Annotated in this window: 27 protein-coding genes and 2 pseudogenes; 26 read left to right on the forward strand and 3 right to left on the reverse strand. The window is 35.5% G+C overall.

Going from position 1 to position 26,603, the window contains the following annotated elements; all coding sequences use genetic code 11:
* Window positions 1–77: 77 nt before the first annotated feature.
* The 5 genes from H1D32_RS14910 (at window position 78) to H1D32_RS14930 (ending at window position 6,159) form a co-directional block, all read left to right on the forward strand.
* Complete coding sequence (locus H1D32_RS14910; RefSeq protein ID WP_261179072.1) at window positions 78–923, forward strand: M23 family metallopeptidase; 846 nt, start codon at window positions 78–80, stop codon at window positions 921–923.
* An 806-nt stretch (window positions 924–1,729) separates the two neighbouring features.
* Window positions 1,730–2,542, forward strand: coding sequence for a histidinol-phosphatase (locus H1D32_RS14915; protein ID WP_261179073.1), 813 nt, complete (start codon window positions 1,730–1,732; stop codon window positions 2,540–2,542).
* 545 nt (window positions 2,543–3,087) lie between these two features.
* Entirely contained in the window at window positions 3,088–4,155 is a 1,068-nt protein-coding gene (locus H1D32_RS14920; RefSeq protein WP_261179074.1) for a M14 family metallopeptidase, read from the forward strand.
* 295 nt (window positions 4,156–4,450) lie between these two features.
* On the forward strand, window positions 4,451–5,140 hold the full coding sequence (locus H1D32_RS14925; protein ID WP_314733420.1) for a FadR/GntR family transcriptional regulator: 690 nt from the start codon (window positions 4,451–4,453) through the stop codon (window positions 5,138–5,140).
* Between the two features lie 380 nt (window positions 5,141–5,520).
* The gene (locus H1D32_RS14930) at window positions 5,521–6,159 is read left to right on the forward strand and encodes a Crp/Fnr family transcriptional regulator (protein ID WP_261179075.1); all 639 of its coding nucleotides are present in this window, start codon (window positions 5,521–5,523) and stop codon (window positions 6,157–6,159) included.
* Between the two features lie 47 nt (window positions 6,160–6,206).
* Here H1D32_RS14930 and H1D32_RS14935 read toward each other — a convergent pair whose 3' ends face one another.
* Window positions 6,207–6,455, reverse strand: a complete 249-nt coding sequence (locus H1D32_RS14935; protein ID WP_261179076.1) for a ferredoxin — start codon at window positions 6,453–6,455, stop codon at window positions 6,207–6,209.
* Between the two features lie 338 nt (window positions 6,456–6,793).
* Here H1D32_RS14935 and H1D32_RS14940 point away from each other — a divergent pair, with 338 nt between their 5' ends.
* From H1D32_RS14940 to H1D32_RS14970, 7 genes are all read left to right on the forward strand, one after another.
* Entirely contained in the window at window positions 6,794–7,855 is a 1,062-nt protein-coding gene (locus H1D32_RS14940) for a YpbB family protein (RefSeq protein WP_261179077.1), read from the forward strand.
* The gene (locus tag H1D32_RS14945; protein WP_261179078.1) at window positions 7,845–8,576 is read left to right on the forward strand and encodes a RecQ family ATP-dependent DNA helicase; all 732 of its coding nucleotides are present in this window, start codon (window positions 7,845–7,847) and stop codon (window positions 8,574–8,576) included. Before H1D32_RS14940 ends, H1D32_RS14945 begins: the two co-directional genes overlap by 11 nt.
* Complete coding sequence (locus H1D32_RS14950) at window positions 8,522–8,875, forward strand: helicase-related protein (protein WP_261179275.1); 354 nt, start codon at window positions 8,522–8,524, stop codon at window positions 8,873–8,875. The genes H1D32_RS14945 and H1D32_RS14950 overlap by 55 nt, the downstream gene beginning before the upstream one ends.
* Complete coding sequence (locus H1D32_RS14955) at window positions 8,836–9,354, forward strand: RecQ family zinc-binding domain-containing protein (RefSeq protein WP_261179079.1); 519 nt, start codon at window positions 8,836–8,838, stop codon at window positions 9,352–9,354. The genes H1D32_RS14950 and H1D32_RS14955 overlap by 40 nt, the downstream gene beginning before the upstream one ends.
* A gap of 17 nt (window positions 9,355–9,371) precedes the next feature.
* Complete coding sequence (locus tag H1D32_RS14960; protein WP_261179080.1) at window positions 9,372–9,953, forward strand: CPBP family intramembrane glutamic endopeptidase; 582 nt, start codon at window positions 9,372–9,374, stop codon at window positions 9,951–9,953.
* Between the two features lie 50 nt (window positions 9,954–10,003).
* Complete coding sequence (locus tag H1D32_RS14965) at window positions 10,004–10,306, forward strand: hypothetical protein (RefSeq protein WP_261179081.1); 303 nt, start codon at window positions 10,004–10,006, stop codon at window positions 10,304–10,306.
* Between the two features lie 808 nt (window positions 10,307–11,114).
* Window positions 11,115–11,336, forward strand: coding sequence for a hypothetical protein (locus H1D32_RS14970; RefSeq protein ID WP_261179082.1), 222 nt, complete (start codon window positions 11,115–11,117; stop codon window positions 11,334–11,336).
* 42 nt (window positions 11,337–11,378) lie between these two features.
* Here the strand turns inward: H1D32_RS14970 and H1D32_RS14975 are convergent, their stop codons facing one another.
* Window positions 11,379–11,831: a YpbF family protein gene (locus tag H1D32_RS14975; RefSeq protein ID WP_261179083.1), complete on the reverse strand. Its 453-nt coding sequence runs from the start codon at window positions 11,829–11,831 to the stop codon at window positions 11,379–11,381.
* 473 nt (window positions 11,832–12,304) lie between these two features.
* Between H1D32_RS14975 and H1D32_RS14980 the strand changes: the two genes are divergently transcribed.
* The 14 genes and pseudogenes from H1D32_RS14980 (at window position 12,305) to H1D32_RS15045 (ending at window position 24,971) form a co-directional block, all read left to right on the forward strand.
* On the forward strand, window positions 12,305–12,982 hold the full coding sequence (locus H1D32_RS14980; protein WP_261179084.1) for a hypothetical protein: 678 nt from the start codon (window positions 12,305–12,307) through the stop codon (window positions 12,980–12,982).
* 16 nt (window positions 12,983–12,998) lie between these two features.
* On the forward strand, window positions 12,999–13,229 hold the full coding sequence (locus H1D32_RS14985) for a 4Fe-4S dicluster domain-containing protein (protein WP_261179085.1): 231 nt from the start codon (window positions 12,999–13,001) through the stop codon (window positions 13,227–13,229).
* A 58-nt stretch (window positions 13,230–13,287) separates the two neighbouring features.
* Window positions 13,288–13,904 (forward strand): annotated as a pseudogene (locus H1D32_RS14990) (3-methyl-2-oxobutanoate dehydrogenase subunit beta); the annotation flags it as partial.
* Window positions 13,902–14,333 (forward strand): transketolase C-terminal domain-containing protein, encoded by a 432-nt coding sequence (locus H1D32_RS14995; protein ID WP_261179276.1) that lies wholly within the window; start codon window positions 13,902–13,904, stop codon window positions 14,331–14,333. The pseudogene H1D32_RS14990 and the gene H1D32_RS14995, both read left to right, overlap by 3 nt.
* Window positions 14,333–15,082 carry a thiamine pyrophosphate-dependent enzyme gene (locus H1D32_RS15000; RefSeq protein ID WP_261179086.1) on the forward strand — a complete coding sequence of 250 codons (750 nt, stop codon included), beginning with the start codon at window positions 14,333–14,335 and terminating at the stop codon, window positions 15,080–15,082. Before H1D32_RS14995 ends, H1D32_RS15000 begins: the two co-directional genes overlap by 1 nt.
* The gene (locus tag H1D32_RS15005) at window positions 15,082–15,645 is read left to right on the forward strand and encodes a 2-oxoacid:ferredoxin oxidoreductase subunit gamma family protein (protein ID WP_261179087.1); all 564 of its coding nucleotides are present in this window, start codon (window positions 15,082–15,084) and stop codon (window positions 15,643–15,645) included. The genes H1D32_RS15000 and H1D32_RS15005 overlap by 1 nt, the downstream gene beginning before the upstream one ends.
* 214 nt (window positions 15,646–15,859) lie before the next feature.
* Window positions 15,860–17,539, forward strand: a complete 1,680-nt coding sequence (locus tag H1D32_RS15010) for a formate--tetrahydrofolate ligase (protein WP_261179088.1) — start codon at window positions 15,860–15,862, stop codon at window positions 17,537–17,539.
* Between the two features lie 480 nt (window positions 17,540–18,019).
* A complete protein-coding gene (locus tag H1D32_RS15015; protein ID WP_261179089.1) occupies window positions 18,020–18,400 on the forward strand; it encodes a hypothetical protein in 381 nt (126 codons plus the stop codon).
* A gap of 19 nt (window positions 18,401–18,419) precedes the next feature.
* Window positions 18,420–19,181 (forward strand): metallophosphoesterase, encoded by a 762-nt coding sequence (locus tag H1D32_RS15020; RefSeq protein WP_261179090.1) that lies wholly within the window; start codon window positions 18,420–18,422, stop codon window positions 19,179–19,181.
* A gap of 99 nt (window positions 19,182–19,280) precedes the next feature.
* Window positions 19,281–20,192, forward strand: a complete 912-nt coding sequence (locus H1D32_RS15025) for a MerR family transcriptional regulator (RefSeq protein ID WP_261179091.1) — start codon at window positions 19,281–19,283, stop codon at window positions 20,190–20,192.
* Between the two features lie 204 nt (window positions 20,193–20,396).
* Window positions 20,397–20,990, forward strand: a complete 594-nt coding sequence (locus H1D32_RS15030) for a genetic competence negative regulator (protein WP_261179092.1) — start codon at window positions 20,397–20,399, stop codon at window positions 20,988–20,990.
* 293 nt (window positions 20,991–21,283) lie between these two features.
* Window positions 21,284–22,207, forward strand: coding sequence for a D-alanine--D-alanine ligase family protein (locus H1D32_RS15035; RefSeq protein WP_261179093.1), 924 nt, complete (start codon window positions 21,284–21,286; stop codon window positions 22,205–22,207).
* A gap of 379 nt (window positions 22,208–22,586) precedes the next feature.
* Window positions 22,587–23,852, forward strand: a complete 1,266-nt coding sequence (locus H1D32_RS15040; protein ID WP_261179094.1) for a Glu/Leu/Phe/Val family dehydrogenase — start codon at window positions 22,587–22,589, stop codon at window positions 23,850–23,852.
* Window positions 23,853–24,005: 153 nt separating this feature from the next.
* Complete coding sequence (locus tag H1D32_RS15045; RefSeq protein WP_261179095.1) at window positions 24,006–24,971, forward strand: asparaginase; 966 nt, start codon at window positions 24,006–24,008, stop codon at window positions 24,969–24,971.
* A gap of 235 nt (window positions 24,972–25,206) precedes the next feature.
* Here H1D32_RS15045 and tnpB read toward each other — a convergent pair.
* A pseudogene (tnpB, locus tag H1D32_RS15050) lies at window positions 25,207–26,379 on the reverse strand (IS200/IS605 family element RNA-guided endonuclease TnpB).
* Window positions 26,380–26,603: the final 224 nt, after the last annotated feature.

Consider the following 26,603-nt stretch of genomic DNA (forward strand, 5'->3'; position numbering starts at 1 on the left):
ATTAATTGTTATATATTCTGGGATGCTTCCATAGGATAGCATTGGGGGAAAATTGATTTATTAAACAGGAGGATCACATGTACGACTATTTAAGACGGTTTTTAATTGTAATGGCTGTTGCCCTTTCAATTGGTATTTTGTTTGTAAGTGCTACAGTATCTTTCGCTGAATCAAACGCTAACTATGAAGAAAGAAACTATATTTGGCCAACTGTTGGTGTCGTAACTGACACCTTTGGAACAAGAAATGGAAAACATTATGGAATTGATATTGCAGCTCCAAGAGGGACAACAGTAGTTTCAGTAAGTGATGGAATTGTCACAAAATCATATAACTCTAGTTCATATGGTAATGTAATATTTATTGGTCACACAGATGGGTACGAAACAGTTTATGCCCATTTACATAAACGTTTTGTAGAAGAAGGAGCAGTTGTCAAACAAGGTGAAGAAATTGGTATAGTAGGGAATACAGGTAGATCATCAGGAGATCATTTACATTTTGAAATACACGAAGGAAATTGGACAATGTCCAAAAAATATGCTGTTGATCCTATGCAACTCTTAGAGGGTAGTGACAAACAAGTAGCCTCGGTCTCAAATTCTATATATGACGAAGCGACCATTGAAAGTGGACAAACTTTATATATAAAAGTTAAAGAAGGAGATAGTCTATGGAGTATCGCAAAAGTGCACGATGTAACAATTGAGCAAATTCAGAAGTGGAACAATTTATCTTCTGACAAAATAAAAATTGATCAAAAGCTTAAAATTGTTCCTAAAGGTAAGTATGTGGTTCAAAGTGGTGATACTTTGTGGAAAATAGCTGAACAATCTGGAACCACGGTTTCAAACATTAAGCGAATGAATGGACTAAAAGGAGACAACATTCAAGTAGGTGTGTTGTTAACTGTAGATAATTAGTGTAATGATTAAAGGTTGTTTCAAAATCTTAGAAAATCGTCACTTCGATTTTCGAGATTTTTGAACAGCCTTTTTTTGTAAGGTAGCTTATTAAGATTTCTTACAAGGAAAACCTATAAGCATAAATGTTTAAAAAATAGTCTTTTTTTACGGGAATTTTTAAATACGGTGCACCGGTAATATGATAAAATAATTCTTGAATTTATATTAACATTACACTGAAAGTGGTTTTAGAATATGCTCAACGCGAACAAAGCTGAAATAAATACAGAAGTAGTTCAATGGTTAAACAAAAAAACAGCATCCTCCAATGATAGAGTTGTGTTAGTAGATGGTTTTAGCTTTATGCTTTTGAAAATAAAATTACAGGGATCAGTTCGTCTAACGAAAGAAGAGGTCTTTCATCAGCGTTTCTGGAAAAGTTTAGACAGAACCCTAAATTATCAGTTACATCGTAAAAAAAGAATATGACTTTATCTCTTTATCAATTTTACTACGCAGTTTCAGTTTCGGAAGGTTTTATTAGTTTTGAAAATGGACTTGCCAGAATTACAGATCGAGGAATTGAATTCTTAAAGATGCCTAATGATGAACAGTTAAGTTTTCTTTTAGGGAAGATTTGGTGATTTAACGCTTCACTATATCAAAGGGAACAGGTATAATAGTTAAAATAATTAGTTATTTAGGGTGTGAATGTCTAGCGACTTGTTAGGCTACTGCCAGTATAGCTTGGCGGCTTGAAGTCTGAAGCGGCAGAATATGCTCTAAGTATGCCTTGCGCTCTATTATTTGAAAGGAGTTTTTTAATGTTAACAGATTATCACAATCATCTTGAAAGAGGAACGTTAACGTTAGATTATTTGAAACAATTTACCGCTCAAGCTAAAGCAAAAGGTATTGAACATTTTGGAATCTCAGAACATGCCTATCATTTTTATCAAACGAAAAACATCTTAAGCAATTCATGGGTAAACGAGCGTAGGTACTACGATATGGAAGATTACATATTGTTGTTTCAACAAGCATGGGATGCTCAAATTGATGTCAAAATGTCGATTGAGATGGATTATACCCCAGGGAAACATCAAGAAATGGAGCAATTCATAAAAAATTATGATTTTGATTATGTAATTGGCTCTATTCATTGGATCGATGATTTTGGAATTGACTTAGGCGAATATAGGCATGAGTGGGAGCGCCGAGATTTACATGAAACCTATACCAAGTATTTTGATCAAGTTGTCACCTTAGCGGAGTCTAATCTATTTGATATTATTGGCCATATTGACTTAGTAAAAATATTTAATTATATACCTAAAGATGATGAATTTTTATTCGCTCAGTACGAACGAGCTACTACTGCTCTAGCCAATTCAAAGACGTGTGTTGAGATTAGTACTGCTGGGCTTCGAAAGCATGTTGGACAGATTTATCCGGACAAGAAGCTTTTAGAGCTTTGTTATCAAAAAGGAATTCCAATCGTTCTGTCATCCGATGCACATGTTCCTGAAGACGTAGGAAAAGATTTTGATAAGGCAATTGCGTTAGCTAGCAGTGTCGGATATTCTTCAATTATGACCTTTCAAAAAGGCGAGCGGAAGGAAGTTCCTTTAGGCTAGAATGTATAATGTGTGAAAAACAATAGAAATAGGGTCGAGGACGTTGTGAAAGTTACAAGAGTCCTTGACCTTTTCTTTTTGAAGCAACAGATGGAGGCTGTTTTAGCAACAAAGGTTTTGTTTAATATTATTGTATGTAAACTTCTTCTCGAACAAGCTTTGTAGATTGAAAACATTGTGCCCTCCATAGTTTTTAGATCGACGTTTCACTCTACACGAAACGTCGATAGTGAAGAGGGGAAGACACGACCACGTTTCTAGAATCATACCTCAGTTTTCTAAACTAAACATAATTGAAGTAAAAATTGAATAAACATTAGTTCGAGGTATGTGAAGTTCTCCTTATTAAACTCGTAGTATTTAGAGGAGATCGCATGGAAATTTTTACTCATCTAGCTTAATGGATTTCATAATACATTTGTTTAGCTATTAAGTTCTATATGTAGTTTGATATAGCTTGATAAGGTAATTATGAAATTCACTCAACCAAGGAAATATTGAAATATATAGGAGAAATATGATACTCAAAAAGGGGGAATAACATTTTGCAAAAATATGTTGTAAGAGAAGGGGATACAATCGCAAAGGTTGCAAAGTCTTTTCAGATTCGACCAATTGATTTATTACTCAAAAATCAGCATTTGCAAAATGAAAAACAGTATATTTACCCTGGGGCACAAATCTTGATTCCAAAAGTAGAAACCATTCAAAATACGAACGAATCTCCATTTGAATGTACTACAGAATATGGACCTACCGATCTTGAAGAGGATGTCAAGTATTTAAGGAAGTATTATTCTTCCCAGGTCTCAGTTCAAAAGATTGGCCATTCAGTCATGGGAAAACCAATCTATGCCTTAGTCATTGGAAGTGGAAAAAAGGAAGTTTTCTATTCTGGTGGTTGGCATGCAAATGAATGGTTAACGTCAAAGTTTTTAATGGTTTTTATAAAACAACTCCTGCAGCACTACCAATCCAATTTGCCGTTTTTTCATTATCAAATAAGCAAAATCCTTAAAGATGTAAAGCTCTACATTGTGCCGATGGTTAATCCAGATGGAATTGAGCTTGTGCATCAAGGTATATATGAAAACCACCCATTTTTCCATTCTGTGTTAACTATTAATAAAGGGTCAAGACGCTTTGAACACTGGTCAAGTAATATAAGAGGCGTTGATTTAAACCATCAGTGGCCAGCTGGATGGGATGTAGAGGCCAAAGAAAGCCCTCAGGTTCCTTGGCCAAGACATTATAGCGGAAAAGCTCCGTTAACTGAGCCAGAAGCTAAGGCTGTCTACCATTTAACAAAAAAACAAAACTTTTCCTACGTGTTGGCATTTCATTCTCAAGGACAGGTGATTTATTGGGGCTATAAAAATCTAGAACCATCCAAAAGTAAAGAAATGGTTGAACAGTTGTCTCTTGTTAGTTCTTATGAGCCAGTCCGAACCGCTGATAGTGATGGCGGGTTTAAGGATTGGTTTATCCAGGAAACAGGACGACCCGGCTTTACAATTGAAGTAGGTGTCGGAACTAATCCACTTCCATTTTCAGCATTTTCAGAAATATGGTCAAATAATAGCTTATTGGCCTTAGAAGGGCTAGTCCTTTAAAAAACTTTGGAGATGACGTATAGTATTTGTTGAATACAGCTGCCGTTATATTGGGTGTTGTTCAAATAATTTACTATTCGCCATCTCTTTTGTTTTGTTTCTTTCGTAAATTAGATTCTTCTAATTCCTATAGGGATAAACTATTTATTTGTTTGAAACTTTGGTACAATTTAAATTAGGTAACTGGGTCATCTGATGACTTGATAAAATAAACGATAATATAAATCTAGTAATATATTAAATAGAGTTATTTTTAGATGTCGTTTTATTACGTGAAATGGAAGGACTGGGGAATGTGATTAAGCAAGTAAAACCAAAAAAAATATATGAGATCGTTGCTGAACAATTAACAGAACTGATTTTAAGTGGCGAAGTAAAGCCGGGGGATCGTCTCTCTTCAGTTCAGCAACTAGCAGAGGATTTTAACGTAGGAAGGTCTGCAATTAGGGAAGCTTTAAGTGCCCTAAAAGCAATGGGATATATTGAAATTCGACAAGGTGAAGGAACGTTTGTAAAGAAAGTTGACTTTGATGTGGCAACACAAATGATGCCTCAGATTTTACAAAAAGAAGATATTCGTCAGTTATTTGAAATTAGGAAGTTTAACGAAACCGGTGCAGCTTCACTAGCAGCTGTAAATCGTACGGAAGAGGATTTACTTGAACTAGAAGGCTTATTAGCAGAAATGAAAAAAGCTGAAGGTGATGGAGAACTAGGTGAAAAAGCAGATATAGAATTTCATATGGCAATTGTTAAAGCTTCAAAAAATGATATGCTATACAGATTAATGGCAACGATTTCAGAAACCATGCAAGAATCAATGCGGGAAGCGAGACAGCTATTTCTATATACAAATGACGAAAAAATGAAGCAATTGTATGATGAACATTTCGCTATTTTTCTTGCGATTAAGAATCAAGATTCAAGATTGGCCTATGACAAAATGTTAGAGCATATCGTCGGAGTAGAGGTTGAGTTGTTCTAGGAAAGGCGCAATTTCTGGTTAATTAGATAATTGCCATTCTAAAGATTTAAATGCTTATATCTTTTACTTAGGCTCTTTTCTAAAACATTGCTCCTGCGGTTACTCGTCGCACAAAAAAACTTGTTGCTTTTCAACCTGAAATAATTGGAAAAATTCCTTAGATGAAGATATTACCCAATAAATTTAGTAAGAAAAGAGCACTACTTACTAAATAAGTAGTGAAATCTTAGTAAGTGTGTGTAAAAATCCGGCTTTTGGGATTTTTACGAAAGCAACAAACTTTGCGAAAACAGCCTTTACTTAAAATGGATTCTGAATGTCGTATTGAAGAATGGTAATATAGAGTATAACGAGCTAAACTTAGAATAAGGAGATGACAGATGAGAAACTGGGAAGCGTTACTAAAGAAAATGGAGTTCTTCGTAGGCTTAACATCGGAGGAAATTAGACCCCTCTTGGTACAAGCTGTAGAAAAGATCTTTGATGATAAAGAAGTTTTGTTTTCTGAAGGGGACCAGCGTAATTATTTGTATGTATTAGGTAAAGGAACGGTCCTTATCAGTAAATTAAGTGAGGATGGCGAAGAATCTTTTATTAATGTATTAACAACAGGAGAGATTTTTCCTCATACAGGCTTTTTCGACGATCGACCATATCCAGGAACAGCAACTGCAAAGAAACAAGCTGAGGTATTAATGATACCGATTAGCGCCTTTGAACGATTTGTGGAGGCGCATCCGCATTTAGCATTTCGAATTATTAAAGAAATGAGTAAAAAGGTCTATTCCTTGCAACAAAAGTTAAATGAAATGCAGTCATTGAATGTAGAGGAACGATTATTATCAACGTTAAGACAAATGAACAATTTGTCTACATCAGAACTGATTCATTTAACACATCAAGAATTAGGCAACATTGTGGGTGCTTCAAGAGAAACAGTTACAAGGCAATTAAAAAAATTAGAACAGCAGGGAAGAGTCAAGATAAAAAAGGACCATATCCTACTTGTAGAAGAGTAAATAGACAAAAGTAAAAGCTTCCACAAGTGTGGAAGCTTTAAACTTAATTAATCAAATTTTAATGCGTCGCCGTCAAATGGCTCGTCAGCAACTTTGATTGAGTCTGTAGGACAGCCCTCAACACCATCAGCCATATCATCATATAGCTCTTCTGGTACTACTGCTGTTCCTTGATTGTCATCAAGAATTACGAATGCAATTCCGTCATCATCATAATCATAAAGATCTGGAGCTGCAGCTCCACATGCTCCACATGCGATACAAGTATCTTTGTCTACAATTGTGTATTTTGCCATAAACAAAAACCTCCCAAATTTTTGTGAAATATTAAAGGCCCTTTTACAAAATGAGTATGTATATTGGTAAAGATAAAACATTTTGAAAAGGAATTAATCTTTCTACTCATATTGTATAAATAAATTCGGTATATTTCAATAGGAAAATCTATTGAGAATGCTTATCATATAAGGGTTTTGGCAGCTTATAAGACTTTTTAACTGCAACTGTATAAACTTGGTATATAATTATATGGTTTTAAAAGTTTGAAAAAGTTGCCATATTGTTGATATTACTCACTTTTTAAGTTTAAGAGAAAATTCCATATCTTTTGAATTTTACATAGGGGCTGTTTACTTTGGACTATTTACAAATTATTTTTCTATTAATTTTAAAAAAATTTAATGGAAATAGAAGCGTTTTTGGTGCCTATCACATTTTAAAAGGGAAAAAAACCGCTCAAACTGTGCAAGATTGTCGCCTTTTTCACATCTCAACATTATTTGGTGTTTACAAACAACTAGAGAGATCGACCGCCCTAAAAGTAGTAAACCTACTCCTAGAAAAAGAATATTTGATTGATGCTGGTGAACAACGCTATATAGTGACAAAAAAAGGAGAAGAATTCTTACAAAGCAGATTAACTGAAGCCCCACTCCCAACTTACCTAAATGGTTTCATCTATAAAGATATTACGGATGTTTTTTGGACAAGAATGGTTTTACTAATTCAGTGTCTATCATTCCTTAAACTCAATCGTTCTGAATTCATACCGGTAAGTAAAGATGCCAGAACGCAAGCTTGGGTTAAAGAGAAACTGCAGAGTAGTGGCATGTCTCCTTCTCAGTTTGCGGATCGACTTTTTTTAGAGTTAGAAACGATGTTAAAACAGTTTTCTAATCTTGAAGCAACTATCTTTGTTTTACGACTAAGTGGAGTAAAACGTGTGGGTCTGACAATCGATCAGATTGCTCAGGAACTAAAAATAGAAAGTTTTTATACAAGGTTACTTTATATTGGAGTCATTCATGGGCTTATATCAAAGGTTTACGACCATCAAGATGAATTCCCGCTTATTTATAGTATTTTAGATCGAATCGAAACAACAAATCTCCTAACTGAAACGGCACAAAAAACGTATGCCTGTTTAGTAAGGGGGTTAAATATTGAGGAGATAAGTAGATTACGTTCTTTAAAACAAAATACAATTGAGGATCATCTTGTTGAAATTTGCTTAAACTATGAAGATTTCTCGATCGATTCTTTCGTTTCCAAAGAAATTCAAACAGAGATTTTAGCCGTCATGTCTGAACTTAAAACCAAAAGATTAAAAGAAATAAAAGACAAGCTTGGGCATACGATTACTTATTTTCAAATTCGTTTAATTTTGGCTAAGAGAGGTTTCTTAAATGAACGTTAAAAAAGCTTTATACAATTTCTTTAAGTTAACGTCATTCCGTACAGGGCAACAAGAGATAATTCATGATCTTTTAAGAGGTCAAGACGTCTTAGCAATGCTACCTACTGGTGCAGGGAAGTCATTGTGCTATCAGTTACCAGCTTTTATGCTACCTGGGTTAACTGTCGTAGTATCACCTTTACTTTCATTAATGGAGGATCAAGTTCAGCAGTTAAAAAGCAAAGGCTTAAAAAAAGTGATTGCTCTTAATAGTTTCTTAAGCTATGAGGAACGGGATTTAGCACTTCGCCAATTACATGAACAAAAGCTTATATATGTATCTCCTGAAATTTTACAGTCTAAATTTGTCATGGGTAAATTAAATAAACTAAAGGTCTCTCTGTTTGTTGTTGACGAAGCTCATTGTATTTCACAGTGGGGTCATGAATTTCGAACAGATTACCTAAAGTTGAAAGAAGCAAGGCATCAATTGGGGAATCCACCTTGTCTAGCCATTACAGCAACGGCTACTAAGGAGGTTCAAAAAGACATAACGGAGAAGCTTTCGTTAACAGATTATCAAACCCATATTTATAGTATGGATCGAGAAAATATTGCAATGGTTATCCATAGAGATGCGAATACTGTTCAAGAGAAAGTAGAAACACTTGTCACTTTTGTTCAGAAATTTCAAGGTCCGGGGATTATTTATGCTTCAACGAGAAATGGACGGAAGATTTAGTTAACGTCTTAAAAAGTAAAGGGATACAATGTATAGCTGCTTATCATGGTGGGATGAGTAATGAAGATCGCTTATTAATACAACAACAATTTCTTAATGATGAACTCCAATTAATTTGTTGCACAAGTGCTTTTGGCATGGGGGTTAACAAGCAGAATATCCGCTATGTTATCCACTTTCATTTTCCATTGCAGCTCGAATCTTATCTACAAGAAATAGGCAGAGCAGGGCGCGATGGAAAAAAAGCATTGCAGTTACTTTGTTTAGTGAGGAAGAATCTGTCTTACAATCTTCCTTAATTACGAGAGAATTTCCGAGCTTTCAGCAATTGAATGAAATCTCAAAATATTTACGGCTAAAAACAAACCAAGAACGTATAAATGAATTAGCGTTAATTAATGAAACTGGAATTACTGAAATCATGTGGAGGTTTATACGTTTTCATTTAGAGGAACAAGGTGTTATAGTTGACCTAAAATACTGTCCTGGAAATGATAGATTAAACGAGGCGTTTCAGCATATTAGTGAGAAAATTACAACAAGGATAAAATCAAAGCAAACTAAATTAACTTTATTTCAGGAATGGCTAAGAGAAAAAGAGTATTGTCGTAGAGAATTGGTTTTAAAGCACTTTGGGGAAAGTATAAGTGAAAAAAATGATCATTGCTGTGATATTTGTGGAGTAGAACTCGAAGGATATTTTGCTACAGAGAACTCATACAAAGAGTATCGTTTTCATTCATGGCAAACTGAACTAAAGAGTATATTCCATATATAAAAAGAGGTTGATATAGTATGAGGCAGGCTGATTTGATAAAAAAAATGACTGACAGGGAGATCTTGTTGAATTTATATATTACTCAGCTCTTCATGCTTGTAGTTGCATTAGTAGTTGGTTGGTATCTTTTTGAGAGCTGGAGTGACTTTTTTCGATTATTTAAGTGGGATCCCTTCTATATTTTTGTTCTTGGTGGTGGATCCGCCGTACTTATTATTCTATTTGAAATGGTTCTGGAGAAATATTTACCTAAATCTATGTTAGATGATGGCGGGATTAATGAGCGAGTTTTTCAAAATAGAAGTGTTCTTCACATCATTCTATTAGTCACTGTTATCGCATTTGCTGAGGAGATCCTTTTTAGAGGTGTTCTACAAACTCATTTTGGCATCATTCCCGCAAGTATACTGTTTGCCTTCATCCATGTGCGCTATTTATCAAAAATTGTTCTATTTGTTATTACGGTATGTTTAAGCTTTTATTTAGGGTGGCTTTACTTAATCACAGAAAATCTACTCGTACCAATTTTTACACATTTTACGATCGATTTGGTGCTGGGATGTATTTTACGCTTTCGTAAAAGAAAAAATCAGGTATAATTGCATTATAATAACTTTATGTAGTTTGATAGTTGAGGTGATAATGAGACATGCCATCAGACTTAAAAAAAGATCAGGCCGAGCAGCTGCGAAAGCATTTTGATGATGTTAAAGAAAATGTTAATAATGAGAATGAGGAAATCGACGTATTGAGCCTTCCTTCAAGGAAAGAGAAATATAAAAAAAAGACAGCAGAACCAGAAGTTAAGCAAAAAGAAATCGATGAAAAACGAAACAAGCGAAAAAAACAAAGAGTTAGGTTTCCGTTGGTAAGAATTTTATTGATGTTATTCTTCCTACTTGTTATTTTAGTACTTACATATCCAAGTTGGATTGAAAGGCTAAATTTATAATCTGGAATAATGGTATTAGATACTCTTATTGTAATAGGGGGATTTAATACTTTTTTGTTTACAGGAGTTTATTAAAATGGGACTTAAAATGATTTTTGAATTTTCTAATATTTATATTTACTTTAGTACGAATATGTAGTAAAGTAATAAATGTAAATGACCTCTTATTTTTCTCTCTTTGTGAAAGCTTTTATAAGCTTTCTTTTTTTTTAGGAAATTATGGATGCCAAGTTAACGTTGTACATTTTTGACCGTTTAAGAATGTACAAATTACATATCCTCTTTTTCAAGTGGTTATAATTCTGTATGAACGATCACTATTCTATCGACTGTTACGTGGTGTAAACGCATGTGGTTGAAGTTAGGATAGGTTCAAGTTGAAAAATAGTAAAGTATTCCGAACTTAGACCAAGTTCGGACTTGTTCAGGTTGAAAAATAGAAAAGTATTCCGAAACTAGTTTAACTGTTTTGAGTACTTGATTCTGGCACAAGCCTCATCGTCTCCTGAGGTTGCTTGTTAGTAATAAGCAGGGAAAAAGTATACATTTTCCTAGGGAAAAGCACACTTTATTTTTCCTAGGCCGCTAGCGCTTTTCTAATTTAGATTTCATTTGAGAAGTTTTGTAACATCCTTTTAATGTAAAATTGATTGAAAATTAAAATTATTTCCTTTATAATAATAACAAGAAAACGCTTACGTTCCATTCAAATAATCAATGTTCTATAGATTAATAATTAAACATTCTATTTTTGTAATGTAGTAACTATTTCTTAGCTAACAAAAATAACCTGCAAGGAGTGATCAGTATGACTTTAACGAAGCTTAGGAACAAGACGGTAATTACTGATGATGATCTTGGATATAATCAACGGATAGGGATGCCTATTGAGGTTTTTTGTTTAGACAGAAAACAAACAATTGCCTTTGGAAAAATTCAATCATTTACAGATTGTCAAGTTTGTATAAATGGTAATCATTATAGTCGAGACCAATATGTTCTATTTGGTTTTCCTGCTCAATTGCCATAAATAATAAGGATGGAGCTGACTTGAGTGTCGGCTCCATCCTTATTATTTATGAAATAAATTAATATCTTGGCTATCTTTAAGATACTTAAATACTTTATAGCGTTCCTGTAATTCTTCCTGAGTCCTCCAAAATTCGTAACTTCTATCCATAATATCTTCTCTTATCTTATCAACATCTTTTTCTGCTTTATCAAATTTTCGTTTAAAGTGAAACATTGAATAAATTAAAAAAGCAAGAATGCCTAGGAGGGTGACAATAATGATGTCACTCACTATAAACGTTAAGGCAGAACTACCAAGACCACCAGTTACTTTCATTTTATAATAGAAATACCCTGCAAAAATTAGTATGACAAAAATTGTGAAACCGCCAATAAAATTAAGGGTTGTTTGCATTTTATTTTCTTTTTCCTTTTTTTTCATTAGCGATAGCAGTGTGGCTTTTGATAGATCAGTAATATTTATTTGCTTTAAAAACTCCTCTAACTCCTTCATCTCATCACCTCACATCTTCTTTATGGCCGCTCCGGTAACCATTAATGCTTTATAAGAAGAACCACCTTTAATTACATATTTATTATTAAGTTTAAGAAATAGTACAAGTTATTTTTCAATTAATGTTTTTGTGAAGAGTGTTGTTTTTGGGGTTACTACGATTCCAAAAGCTAAAGTTGACCCTCATTATGAGAGATCCAAATGTAGGCAGGAATCGAGTGTAGTAACCCTAAAAAAATGTTATCAGAAAGTTCATGTTATTTAAACTTTTTAAAAATAGTTAACAGTTATTGAAAGCGTTTTCAAGCACTGTATAATAGAAGTATGGAAAAAAATAGTGCCATTCCCTTAAGGTCAAATAACTAATAGGGAGAATACTGAATCTGTGATTACTCTGTGAGAGCTAGAAAAGTATTTGGAGAAAGGTGCTTAGGTAAGTAGGAAGTTGTACTTTTCTTGAAAGGGGGAGGAAGATGGATCATAAAAAAAGGATAAAAATCTTAACAGGTCATTTTGGTAGTGGAAAGACAGAGATCTCAATAAATTTAGCGATAAAAGAAGCGAAGCAATTTTCAAAAGTGGCCTTAAATGATCTTGATGTGATAAACCCATATTTTAGATCGAGAGATGTTGGGGAGCATCTTAAGGAATTGGGTGTTGAGCTTATAGCTCCTAAAGGAATTTTAGCACAGGCAGATCTACCAATTGTTTCACCAGAAATTTATCGAGTCTTACAGGATAAATCCTACCGTGTAATCATTGATGTAGGTGGCGATAAAGATGGAGCCACAGCATTAGGGCAATATTATCATCACTTAAAAGATGAAGATTACGAGCTTTTATTTGTTATTAATACGAATCGACCTTATGTAAGTTCAGTAGAGGGTGTAATAAATACAATTCGCGAAATTGAATCTGTATCAAGGCTAACAGTCACAGGTTTAATAAATAATACAAACCTAGGAAGTCAAGAAACGACTGCAGCTAATCTTCTACAAGGTATAAAAGTTTCCGAGGAAGTAAGTGAAAGATTAAATATACCATTTTTATACACAACATTGTCAGATAATATTAGCGACCCTGAGGAGTTTGAAGCATTTACTAATATAAACTATATAAAGCGTTTCATGACTTTACCATGGGAAAAATAAGGAGGAGAGAGAAACGATGGAGAAGAGAGTCATTTTTAATGAAGATATTTGCAAGGGCTGTGCGCTTTGCGTAAATGTTTGTCCACAAGATATTATCAAAATCTCTGAAACTATTAATTTAAAAGGCTATCATCCGGCGTATGTTGAAGATCAAGAGGCGTGCACTAGCTGTACAGCATGTGGTCGAATTTGTCCGGATGGAGTTATCACTGTATATCGTCCGATAGAGAGAAAAAACGCCTCATAAAAAAGAGGGAAATAGAATGAACTTTAGAGGGGAGAAAAAGACAATGACAAAGGTATTAATGAAGGGGAACGAGGTCATTGCCGAAGCAGCAATTCACTCTGGCTGTAAATACTTTTTTGGATATCCGATTACACCACAGAGTGAACTTGTTGCGTACATGGCTAGGCGCTTACCAGAAGTAGATGGTTTATTTTTACAAGCAGAAAGTGAAGTTGCTGCAATCAACATGGTCTATGGGGCCGCATCAGCTGGAGTTAGAGTGATGACGTCATCATCAAGTCCAGGTTTTAGTTTAAAGCAAGAAGGGATTTCTTTTTAGCTGGCGCAGAGCTTCCAGCGGTTCTCGTTAATATTGCTAGAGGAGGTCCAGGGTTAGGAAATATCCAACCATCGCAATCAGATTACTTTCAAGCAACGAAAGGTGGTGGGCATGGAGACTACAATACTCCAGTCCTAGCACCTAGTACCCTTCAAGAAATTGTAGAATTAACTGAAGTGGCTTTTGATTTAGCTGACCAGTATCGTACTCCTGTCATTTTGATGGGAGATGGTATGCTCGGTCAAATGATGGAGCCTGTAGAGTTTTCTGATCATGAGTTGAAGGAACCAATAAAGAAAGAATGGGCAACCACTGGTACGAGGGGAGATGGGCCACCACGGGTAATTACCTCCTTGCAGTTAAATGATATTAACTTAGAGAATCACAATTATACATTACAGAAAAAATATGAAGAAATTAAGCAAAACGAGGCACGCTTTGACACATACAGAACCGAAGATGCTGAATATTTCGTAGTTGCCTATGGCACAGTCTCGCGAATTTGTAAAAATGTTATTGATGCTGCAAGAAAACAAGGGATTAAGGTTGGGATGATCAGACCGATAACTTTGTGGCCATTCCCAGAACAACCATTTGTTGAATATCGCGAACTGGCAAAATCATTTCTAACAGTAGAAATGAATACCGGGCAGATGGTAGAAGATGTTCGCCTAGCTGTAAACGGGAGAGCTCCTGTTTCATTTTTTGGTAGAACAGGCGGAGTAATTCCAAGTCAATCAGAAATCTTGGAAGCTATTATCAATTTAGCAGGGGGGGAGCAGTAATGAAGGTCGTTTTTCAAAAAACGTTAGGTCTACAAGATAAGGAGACCCACTACTGTCCAGGGTGTACTCATGGAATCATCCATCGTTTAGTGGGAGAAGCTTTAGAGGAATTGGATGTTATTGAGGACACAATCGGTGTTGCCTCTGTTGGTTGTTCAGTACTTTCCTACGAATATTTTAATTGTGATATGACCCAAGCGGCACATGGTCGTGCTCCTGCTGTAGCAACAGGAATCAAACGTGTCGTCCCTAAGAATAGGATTGTCTTTACGTATCAAGGAGATGGTGATTTAGCTTCGATTGGAATGGCTGAAATTATCCATGCTGCGGCTAGGGGTGAGCACTTCACCGTTATCTTTGTGAATAACGCGACTTATGGTATGACCGGGGGGCAAATGGCTCCAACTACTTTAATTGGCCAAAAAACTGCAACGACACCATTAGGAAGAGATGAAAAAATTCAAGGAGCTCCGATCCGCGTCTCGGAAATGTTAGCTACGCTTGACAGTGTAGCCTATATTGAGCGAGTGTCGACGCATAATGTTGCTAACATCATGAAAGCAAAAAAGGCAATTAAAAAGGCGTTTACTTATCAAAAAGAAGGAATTGGTTTTAGCTTCGTTGAAGTTCTTTCCACCTGTCCAACGAATTGGGGACTAGATCCTGAGGAAGCTTTAAAATGGGTAGAAGATGAAATGGTTGCTTATTACCCGCTGGGAGTTAAGAAAGATCGGGGAGGCGCTAATTAATGTTACATGAGATCATAATTGCAGGTTTTGGTGGTCAAGGAGTCATGTCAATGGGGCAGTTATTAGCTTATGCAGGGATGATTGAGGACCTTCACGTGTCGTGGTTACCATCCTATGGACCTGAACAACGTGGTGGAACCGCTAATGTCTCGGTAATTATTAGTGATGAGCCTGTTGGGTCACCAGTCATTCAAAATCCCACTGTTGCAATTGTTTTAAATAAACCTTCTTTCCAAAAATTTGAGCAAACAGTACGACCAGGAGGAGTACTCATTGTTAATAAGTCAATTATTGATTTAAAGAGTACTCGTGAAGATATAACAATTATTGAAGTACCTGCTACTGAAATTGCAACCGAAATCGGTAGTGTTCGTGTCGCAAACTCAGTCATTTTGGGAGCTTTTCTAGAATATTCTCGAGCCGTTTCCAAAGAGTCTGTAATCGAATCGCTTAAAAAAGTTTTGTCGGAAAGAAAGCAATACCTAATCCCAGCTAACGAAGAAGCCTTAAATAAAGGTGGGGCATTAGTACAAAGGATTCATTTAAATAAATCAGCAATTTAAATCTGAAAAGGGTGGCTAAAAAGCTTTAGTTCATCCTTTTCCACCATATAATATTTTTGGGGGAAATTAAGCACCGAGGCATCATTTGACTAACTCTACGATTAGTTTAAACAGAATAGTAAAATTCCTCATTTTTCGTTAAAATGGAAAGTGTTGGAGTAGATATATTGTTTTCTTAGTTTGTAAATGAAAAAATACCTAGGGGGCTGTAAAAATGAAGGAAGTAAAATCGGACATAGAAATTGCTCAAGAATGTACAATGAAACCAATTGAAGAGATTGTTGAACAATTAAATGTTGCAAAAGATGATTGGGAGCCTTACGGAAAATATAAGGCGAAAATATCCCTTGATGTTCTCGATCGCCTACATAACAAGGAAGATGGTAAAGTTATTTTAGTTACGGCAATTAGTCCAACACCTGCTGGAGAAGGGAAATCGACAGTAACAGTAGGCCTTGGTCAGGGCTTATCTAGAATTGGCAAAAATGCTATTATCGCATTAAGAGAACCATCTTTAGGTCCTACGATGGGTATTAAAGGTGGCGCAGCAGGTGGTGGCTATTCTCAGGTAGTCCCAATGGAGGATATTAATCTTCACTTTACAGGTGATTTTCATGCAATTACAACTGCGCATAATGCGTTAGCTGCATTACTTGATAACCATATTCACCAAGGTAATCATTTGAATATTGATGTTAGACGAGTTGTTTGGAAACGAGTCGTTGATTTGAATGATCGAGCGCTTAGACAAGTAGTGATCGGTCTTGGTGGTCCGATTCAAGGGGTGCCACGTGAAACCGGCTTTGACATAACGGTTGCTTCTGAAATTATGGCAATCCTCTGTTTGGCTAATAACCTACAAGACTTAAAGGAACGACTTTCAAAAATAGTAGTAGCATATAACTTTGAGCAGCAGCCGGTAACAGTAAAGGATTTAGGAGTTGAAGGTGCGTTAACCTTATTGTTAAAAGAAGCTCTTAAGCCAAACCTAGTACAAACGCTAGAAAATACACCAGCAATAATTCATGGTGGTCCTTTTGCTAATATTGCTCACGGTTGTAACAGTATCATCGCGACAAAAATGGCAGCAAAGCTTGGGGATTATGTCGTTACAGAAGCAGGTTTCGGGGCAGATTTAGGTGCCGAGAAATTCTTAAATATAAAAGCAAGATATGCCAACATCAAACCAAGTTTAGTTGTTGTCGTTGCGACAATTAGAGCTTTGAAAATGCATGGTGGTGTTCCGAAAGATGAACTTAAGAATGAGAATGTTGCTGCATTAGAGCGTGGGATTGACAATTTACTTAAACATATTGATACAATTAAAGCCTTTGGTTTACCACTTGTAGTAGCAGTAAATAAATTTATTACAGATACTGATGAAGAAGTGGCGAAATTACAAGAACTTTGCAAAGAACATGGTGTTGAAGCAGTTCTTGCTGAAGTATGGGCCAAAGGTGGCGAGGGTGCAGAAGCGTTAGCACAAAAGTGTGTGTCATTAATTGAAGAAGAAGAAAATAAATTCGAGCATCTTTATCCGTTAAATATTTCAATTAAAGAAAAAATTGAAACAATCGCTCAAAAGGTATATGGTGCAAGCGGAGTCGATTTCTCTCCTAAAGCCAAAAAGCAAATGACGCAATTTGAAAAAGAAGGTTGGGGGGAGTTGCCAATTTGTATGGCAAAAACCCAGTACTCCTTATCCGATAACCCAGCTCTTCTTGGTCGACCACAAGGATTTACAATTACGATTCGTGAATTACGTCCTTCAGTAGGAGCAGGGTTTATCGTCGCATTAACAGGTGATGTCATGACGATGCCAGGGCTACCAAAACAGCCAGCGGCATTACGCATGGATGTATCAGAAGACGGGAAAGCAATCGGATTATTTTAAACATAACGAAGAAACGAACTAGATTAAGTTCGTTTCTTTTTTTTAGATAGCTAAGCACAGATTAGTAAACTCGGGGTCTCTAAGGTCTCGAAAAATTCCTTAGATGAAGATATCACCCGATTAATTGAGTAAGAAAAGAGCAGTACTTACTGAATAAGTAGTGAAATCTTAGTATTTACTTAAACAACAAACTTTGCGAAAACAGCCTTTCTAATAGATTTGCTATTAGCTCTTAGGTCGTAACCAAGCGAATGCTTGGTTCTTCACGCTTTTCGTGGAGCTTCTGAGAATAAATAAGCCATCGGGAAAAAAATATATTTCCAATGGCATATTTATTTTCAAAAGACGACCTAAAAGCAAAAAGAGTTTACGAAAACAGCAAAAGAAAAAGAACTATTGAGTAAAAAACAAATCAATTAATATATTGAAGGATAGTTAAATATCATATAATAATCACTATTCCAGGGTAAGGAGTCTAACATGAAAAAAAGAATAGTTTTGTTAATCATCGGATTTTGGTGCTTAAAAAAGTCTCTTAGTATGTTTCCTTCCTTTGAACAATATAGATTAGATATTATTTTACAAGTATTACTTTTTGAACCATTTAAATTGTTAGGAGCAACCGTTCTTTATATCCTAGGTTTTTTAGCCATTGCAAGGGTGATCAAAAGAATATATGAGCAGATTATGGTTTCAAATAGCATCAAAAAAGAATTATTATGGATTATTGTTATCGGTTTACTATTTTTGTACATTAGTTTAGAAAGTGTTCTAGCTACTTTGGTGTCAGTCGGATTTTCGCTTTTTTATGGTATAATGGATGCTAACATTCAACGGAAAAGTCGTTATTTTAATAGCTAAAAAATGAGGAGAGATAAATGTGGGAGTCATCGTTTTAATTATGGCTATAGGTATTAGTTTGTTGTTTTATATGTGGCTAGAAGGAAAAAAAGACAAGATAACCTATACAGAGCTTGCATACCCTAGTCTTCCAAAAAACTTCTCTGGAATAAAGCTTTTTTTTATTTCTGATATACATCAGCGTGAGGTTAGTGAATTAATCTTAGACGAGATTAAAGGAAAGATAGATTTCATCATTATTGGTGGGGACCTGGCTCAAAAAGGGGTCCCTTTTTCACGAATCTCGAAAAATTTAAAAGCACTGACTGCAATTGCTCCGACATATTTTGTCTGGGGTAATAATGATTATGAGTTACATCGTTTAGAATTTGAAAAGTTGTTAAAAGACTCAGGAGTCACACCTTTAGTAAATCAATCAATCGTTATTAGGGATGGAAGCGAATCAATTTACCTAGTTGGGGTTGACGATTATGGGAATCATTTGGCTAATCTAGATAAAGCTTTAGAAGATTACGATAATGGCTTTCAAATTCTAATAAGTCATAATCCCGATATTAGAAAAGAAATACGTTGTAATCATCAAATAAAGCTGATTCTTAGTGGTCATACTCATGGTGGACAAATAAGAGTATTTGGTTGGGGAATAGCTGAAAGAGGTGGGATTAAAAAGTTAGATAAGGACATGTTTCTTGTAATTAGTAACGGTTATGGAACGAATTGGCTACCATTAAGGTTAGGTGCCCCAGCTGAGGTTCACGTGATCACATTAAAAAAAGGGTAACTTGTTTCACAAAGGTTATACAAATTTTACACAAGAACCCTTTTATGTATATACTATTTAAAGCTAGTCTTGTTTCAATAGTGTTTGGGGGCTAAGGTTATGGCAGATGATAAAGCAAAATATAATATAAAAGCAATTTCAAATATGTTAGGAATTCAACCAGGAACTTTGCGTGCTTGGGAACGAAGATATAATATTATTGAACCAATTCGCAATGAATCTGGACATCGATTATACTCTGACGAACATTTGGCAATTTTACGTTGGTTACTCGATAAAGTAAATAAAGGGTTTACGATTGGACAAGCTGTAGGACTCTTAGAAAAAGGTAGTGTGAATTTAGAGTCGCAAGTTGAGACACAGCAAACAAATCGATTACAAACGTATGCTGCTGAATTACGTGGTAGCTTATTAGGGTTCCAAGAATTAAGAGCAAATGCCATTCTAGATGAGGCATTTAGTATGTTTTCGGTGGAGAAAGTTCTTCTTGAAATAATTGCTCCTGTTCTTATTGAGATTGGCTCATTATGGGAAACTGATAATATTACGGTAGCTCATGAACATTATGCATCCCAATATTTAAGAACGAGAATTGGCATGATTTTTAACAGTCTCCAAGTTGATCCGTTGTTACCTAAAGCAATCGCTGTATGTGGACCAAACGAACGGCATGAGCTTGGTTTATTAATGTTTACCTTATATTTGCGAAAAAAGGGTTTCGAAGTTATTTACTTAGGGACAGGTGTCCCTAGCAAAGATTTAGAACAAGTAGTGAATGAGGTAAAGGCAAAGTATCTTTTCTTATCTTGTACCATCGCAGAAAATTTAACGGAAACTATAGGGGTAATTCGTGATCTACAGAAACTAGAACCAAATTTAAATATTGGTTTAGGTGGGCATGCGGTTAAGATGTTACCTAAACGTAAACAAATAGAATTTAGCGAAAATCTTGTTGGACAAACAATTGATGAGTGGGATAATTGGTTAAAAAATAGATTCGGAAAAATGTAACAGAAGGCAAAATGATATAAAAATGAATGAACCTATTGGCACTTTTTTTCATATCTTAATATTACCTATCAATAGAGAAAGTTAGTTATGAACTGTAGAGGCTTTTAAGCCATATTTACCCAGAGTGAAAAATGAAAAAAACGAAGGTTGTCTACTGACGAAAAGCCAAGTTTTTTCTAACTGTGTAAAAAGGAGGGAAATACTATGCGCTTAGAAAGGCTTAATTATGATAAAATAAAAATCTTTCTTACCTTTGATGATCTCAGTGAACGAGGCATTACTAAAGAAGAAATGTGGCAAGATATCCCAAAGGTTCATCAGCTTTTCAGGGATATGATGCTTGAAGCTAGTGATGAACTAGGGTTTGAAGCTGATGGACCGATTGCTATAGAAGTGTTTTCACTACCAGCTCAAGGGATGGTTGTGATCGTCACAAAATCCAAAAAAGATGATGATATAGACGAAGAATTCGATGATGGGTTTATTGAAATGCAAGTAACGTTAGATGAAAGTGAAGAAATTATTTATGAATTTCAAAGTATCGAGGATGTTATTTCTTTATCGCCAAGATTAATAGGTTTTGGTGTACCTACAGGAAGCTTACTACATTTTGAAAACCACTATTTCTTAACATTTGAAGAAAAAGACTTATTTGGAGTCGATATGGATGCGTTTATTGCCCTTCTATCCGAATACGGCAATCCATCGACGATTACCATTTATCGATTAGTTGAATACGCTAAAGAGATTATTGAATGTAACGCGATTGAAAAAATATATCAAACTTTTTATAAATAAATGAAAAACCTCAACTAGAGGTTTTTTCTATTTTGTAGTAGACTGTAATTGATTTTTTAAGCGACAATGTTATCATATAGTAGACTTAAGACAATAAAGTTTGTAATGGTTCTGCCTAGTTTGTCTGTAAGTATGTTCACGTAACAAATTTGTGTTTTGTATAAAGTGTTAAACATAAAATAAGTTATTTTTAAATATTATTTACGACAAGAGCATTCTGTAGAAAAGACACAATTTCCTACTAGGCGAATATACTAATTTACATAACTCAGATGTGGGAGTGATTTATAAAAATGAAAATTTGCGTGCTTTATGGTGGGACATCTGCTGAAAGAGAAGTATCGTTATCGAGTGGAAAAGGAATAATTGAAGCGTTAAAGAAAAAAAACCATGATGTGATTGGAATCGATTTTCAAGGGTCAAAAGATTGCTTACAAAAAATCATGAATTTAGATGTTGATCTTTTTTTTATTGGCTTACATGGTCGACTTGGAGAAGACGGTAGAATTCAAGGAATGTTAGACTTATTGCAAATCCCATATGTTGGCTCAAATGTACTTGGTTCTGCGTTAGCAATGGATAAGGCTAGATCGAAAAAAATGTTTGCTCTAAAAGGAATTCGAGTGGCAAATGAGAAGCTCGTTGAAAAGCATTTATTCATTGAAAAGGACTTTTCTCATGAATTAGCTTATCCTGTTGTAGTTAAGCCGAATCATGAGGGTTCAACCATTGGATTAACGATTGCAAAAAATGAAACGGAACTAATGGATGGGATTAAGTCAGCGTTTATACACGATGATGTTGTCCTTTTAGAAGAGTTTATTTCAGGTCAAGAGGTAACAGTAGCAGTAATGGGCAATAAGGGTGATGTGAAAGCACTACCAGTTGTAGAAATCGTTCCGAAAAATGCGTATTATGACTATGAGTCTAAATACGCACCTGGCATGAGTGAGCATATTGTTCCTGCTAGAGTTAGTGATGAGATTACTAAATTATTACAAGAACAAGCTGTTCTCGCGCATATTGCATTAGGTTGCGATGTCTATTCTCGAGTTGATTTCATTGTTCCACATAATGGGGAGAAGCCGGTCATTTTAGAGGTTAATACTTTACCTGGAATGACACCGACAAGCCTTTACCCTGATGCTGCTAGAGAGATTGGTTTGTCTTATGAAGATATGATTGAAAAGTTAGTTCAATTATCCTTAAAAAAATAATCAATGAAAAATAGAAGAAGGTACCTAAATATGACATGTGGGTACCTTTTTCTATTTGATTATAGCTTTTTGGTTTAATCCACACTGAAAATTTTGCTTTTCCTACATAGATGGTTACAAGGAAGAGAATATTTATTAATATGGACTCGGAGGTAAAAATGATCTGGGTTACTTAAGGGTACGTCATTTTAGTAAAAACGCTTTTTATGGAACCTGACTTGAAAACAGATAAATTTGAAAAAGTAAATAGCAAAAACCAAAAAAATATTTCTCAGAAATGTGAAAGTATAGTGGAAAAAATCGGCGTAATTCATTATAGTTATACTTGTAAGTGCTTTCATATAAAACAGAGATAGAGAAAAAATTAGAGGTGAAAATCATGGGAAGCAACACTGATAATAATCATGAATCTACAGATGTTTTAAAATCAACACAAACTGTAATTAAGCTTGCACTAGATAAGTTAGGTTATTCAGACGAAGTATATGAACTAATGAAAGAACCATTAAGATTGTTAACAGTTCGAATTCCGGTTCGAATGGATGATGATTCGATTAAAATATTCACAGGATATCGTGCTCAACATAATGATGCGGTTGGTCCTACAAAAGGTGGCGTTCGTTTTCATCCGAATGTTTCAGAAAAAGAAGTAAAGGCACTCTCAATCTGGATGAGTTTAAAGGCGGGGATTGTTGATTTACCTTATGGTGGTGGAAAAGGTGGAATTATTTGTGATCCACGTGAAATGTCGTTCCGTGAACTTGAACGCTTAAGTCGTGGATATGTACGAGCTATAAGCCAGATCGTAGGGCCAACGAAAGATATTCCTGCACCAGATGTTTTCACAAACTCACAAATCATGGCTTGGATGATGGATGAATATAGCAGAATTAAAGAGTTTGACTCCCCTGGTTTTATTACAGGTAAACCAATTGTACTAGGGGGTTCACACGGTAGAGAATCAGCAACGGCAAAGGGTGTTACAATTTGCATTCGTGAAGCTGCGAAAAAGAGAGGCATCTCGATTGAGGGAGCTCGGGTAGTTATTCAAGGATTTGGTAATGCTGGTAGCTTTTTGGCAAAATTTATGCACGATGCTGGAGCAAAAGTAATTGGTATTTCAGATGCATATGGTGCTCTTCATGATCCAGAAGGATTAGACATTGATTACTTACTAGATCGTCGTGATAGCTTTGGAACAGTGACAAAACTATTTAAAGATACAATAACGAATAAAGAGTTATTAGAATTAGATTGCGACATTTTAGTTCCTGCAGCAATCGAAAATCAAATCACAGAAGAGAATGTAAATAACATTAAAGCAAAAATAGTTGTAGAAGCAGCCAATGGTCCAACAACATTGGAAGCAACGAAGGTTTTAACTGAGAGAGGAATTCTTCTTGTGCCAGACGTATTAGCTAGTGCTGGTGGCGTGACTGTTTCATACTTTGAATGGGTGCAAAATAACCAAGGTTTCTATTGGACAGAAGAAGAAGTTGAAGAGAAGCTGGAAAAGGTAATGGTTACCTCATTTAATAATGTATATAACCTTTCAGAATCCCGTAAGGTTGATATGCGCTTAGCCGCCTATATGGTCGGTGTACGAAAAATGGCAGAAGCTTCACGTTTTAGAGGTTGGATCTAAATTACTGTACAATAAAGCGAGACTGCAAAATTAATTGCAGTCTCGTTTTTTAGGTGTGCGTCTCTAACAAAACGCTCGTAACTAGATGGGGTTTTACCTTATTTTTAGTCTTTGTTATAATAACAGAGAAATCATATAAAAGGTTGTGGGCCAATGAAAAAAGTTGTGTTATTAGCCACTGGAGGAACGATAGCAAGTAAGCCTAATAAGGAAGGTAGACTAGTCGCCGGGGAACTAACAGGAAATGAATTAGCAAAGATATGTGGGATACCAAATGATATAGAAGTAGAAGTAATCTCTATTCTGCAAAAGCCTAGTATGCACATTACCATTGAGGATTTGGTGGATATTAAGGTTAAGATTGAACAAATTTTTGAGGACAAGGCGGTTAATGGAGTGGTGATCACTCATGGGACTGATTCCCTAGAGGAGACTGCCTACTTTTTAGATTTAACCGTAACAGATGATCGCCCAGTAGTCATTACTGGCTCTCAACGGTCTCCAGATGAAATCGGGAGCGATTCATTTATAAATTTACGACATGCCATTTACACTGCGTGTAATGATCAACTTATCGGTGTCGGAACGGTTGTTGTTTTCAATGAACGTATTTTTGCTGCTAAATATGTAAAAAAAGAACATGCCTCAAATATCCAAGGGTTTAATGCATTTGGATTTGGTTATCTAGGAATTATTGACAATGATAAAGTCTATTTATATCAAAAACCGACAACAAGAGAAGTATATCAAATTGTAAATCGAAAAGACTTACCTACAGTAGATATAATCAAGAGCTACCTAAATGCCGATGATAAATTTATCCGGGCTGCGGTTGCTGCCAATGTAAATGGAATTGTCCTTGAAGGAACAGGGAGAGGACAAGTTTCGCCATTAATGATGAACGCGATAATTGAAGCAGTACATAGTGGAATTACTATTGTTATTACGACAGCGAGTGAGGAAGGCTATGTGTATCCGACGTATGAATATCTTGGTAGTGCCTATGATCTTTATAAAGCTGGAGTTATTTTAGGTGGAGATTTGGATAGCAAAAAAGCGCGAATAAAGTTATTTGTTTTGCTATTGGCCAATGAAAATATTGTCGGTAAATTCCAATAGGAAGTACAAAAACTTCGTTGCTACATGATGATTTTCTCTATACTTAGACGTGAAAAGTCAGTTTATTATTAAGGTCACGAATTTTGAAAACAGCCTTACCGAAAGCATAGACCATTCTATGTTTTCGGTAAGGCTGTTTTCGTAATTGTGTTGTGAACTACCCGCCACTTAATTTTCTAACGAAAATTTGAAGTGGGGGCTTCCTAAGTAAAGACACCTAATGGTATCTAATTGATTAGGCAATCCCTGTCGTCCCGACAGTTAATCGTAATGCTTCATTACGAAGATTCATTCCTGCGTTTACATCTCTTTGGTGATAGCTCTTACATGATGGACATTCCCATTCACGTAACGCCAGATGTTTCACGTCTTTATTCTTGTAGCCACAACACGAACACAGCTGACTACTTGGGAAGTTTTTAGCGACTACTACTACTTGTTTGCCATACCACCTTGCTTTGTATTCAAGCATTTGACGAAATTGATGCCATGAAGCTTCACTAATGGCCTTGGAAAGGTTTTTATTCTTTGCCATGTTTTGAACCGAAAGATCTTCCATCCCTATGATGTCGTGGTTTTTGACAAGAATGGTTGAAAGTTTGTGTAGGAAGTCTGTACGAGCGTTCGTAATCTTTTCATGAATCAGAGCGACCTTTTTTCGTTGTTTGTACCAGTTCGATGAACCGATGCTTCGTCTGGAAAGGATTTGTTGAGCCTTTACTAATTTTTGTTCAAGCGAATGAAACCACCTCGGATTTTGATAGATAGTACCATCCGAAAGAGTCGCAAAAGCTTTAAGATCGACATCGATACCGACAGATGAATAGGTTTCAGGCAGCTTTTCGACCTTTGTTTCTACTAAAATACTAATGAAGTATTTACCACTTGGATTGCGCCGAATCGTCGCATTTATAATTCGCCCGTTCACTTCACGACTTTTCGCAAAACGAACGAGTCCTAGTTTTGGTAACTTGATGCAACGATCCAAAACCATGATGTTCCCATTGGTTTGTTTTGTTGTGTATGTCTGAACCTTGTTCTTCTTTGACTTAAACCGAGGCGCTTTGGCTTGTTTTTTGTAGTAGCGAGTATACGCATTATTTAAGTTTTCTACGGATTTTTGGAGAGAAATACTATCAACTTCTTTTAGAAATGGGTACTGTTTCTTTAACAAACGAACCATTTTTACCGAGTCGTATTTTTAAAAGAATTCACCTTTCCAAGCATTTGTAGGAAGCTGCCCGGATTGCTTCATTTCTTCCACGATGTACCAATAGGCATCTTTCTGTTTTTGCTTGGCAAGGAAGAAGTTAAACACGAAACGCGCACTTCCAATGGTTTTATTGATAAGCTCTAGTTGTGACTTTGTTGGGTAGATACGAAATTTATAGGCTTTCTTAACAACCATATTTTTCACCTCACTCTCTAACCATATTATACCACAAAATAAGATCGTATGTTCTGTTTTTGAAAAAAATAGCCATTCATCCCCCACATACTCGTAAACTCCTTGAAGTTGGGGGTCTTCTGGCCAAAAATGATAAATTCGGGAGAACTTTGTTATTTTTTTACTTCTCATCTGAAAACAAAACATGTTACGATTGGGGAATAGAAAGAAAAGAAGGAAGGTAG

This window comes from Anaerobacillus sp. CMMVII, assembly GCF_025377685.1.
Lineage (GTDB): Bacteria > Bacillota > Bacilli > Bacillales > Anaerobacillaceae > Anaerobacillus.